1 pseudogene is annotated in these 927 nt (G+C 30.6%); it reads left to right on the top strand.

Going from position 1 to position 927, the window contains the following annotated elements:
- Positions 1-833: 833 nt before the first annotated feature.
- A pseudogene (locus ACFIKE_RS11620) lies at positions 834-927 on the top strand (ATP synthase subunit); the annotation flags it as partial.

Here is a 927-nt window from a genome sequence, read left to right as displayed (position 1 = left end):
CATCCTCTTAATGGGTTATTTAAATGCAAGAATAGATGCAATATGAGGGTAGGGGAATATAGTTATGATGCTCGTTTGAAAAGAAGCATTAAATTATCGCTTCATAAAAATAAAGGCTATGAATAAGCGCTTTTGCTCACAATAGTTTGTTTAAATAAAAAGAAAAAATATTTGCTGAATCGACCAATATTCAATCATAGGGCAAAATTCAAAAAAGTGGATTAAAATTGTATAAAGTGGTATGGTGATCTTATTTAAATTTTATTGTGTTCTATTGGCTTGATCTATTTAAAATTTTAGATTTATTAATATCTCGTATTTAAAGAAACCTCTCTTAATACCCTCAAGCTCATTGAGTGATGGGTTCTGTGATGGCATATGTAAAATACTTTGCGAATAGGATCATATAAAAACCATTGATTATTATCATTTTCATAAAATAAAAAGTGCAAGTTTATTTGAATAAAAGGAGCAAAACAACGCTCTCATAATGTTTTTTAGTTTTTTATGTTCTCTTTCAAAACTAGGATTGATATAAAATTTGGAGCCGGAAAATAAGATGGTGTCAGTTTACGCCTTTTATTAAGTGTAAAAAAGGCTATTCTATGAGTTTTATATTATTCATGGGAGCTGTCGTGAAGTCGGTTTAGGTGCTCAGAATATCTTTTTAAGAAAGCATGTAAATTGAAAAATACGTTATTTATACAATAAAATTTATACGATAATTTGTGATAGATTTTTTTTAGTATCTTGACGAATAAATTCGGGAACAATATGATGCACACGGTTTTATGAAATGCATTCTTACTTTGCTTTTAATTAAGGAGCCAATGATGGCGGTGGGCGAGAGACCCGTTATAAGCCGTAAGGAGGCTGAAGAGGAAAAGCAAGGAGAATGTCTTCATTCAGAGGATTTGGAATGTCGTA

Origin of the sequence: Bartonella sp. MU70NMGDW, assembly GCF_042194085.1 — a bacterium.
GTDB lineage: Bacteria > Pseudomonadota > Alphaproteobacteria > Rhizobiales > Rhizobiaceae > Bartonella > Bartonella grahamii.
The sequence above is the reverse complement of the archived record's forward strand: the minus strand, read 5'-3'. Positions and strand labels throughout refer to the sequence as shown.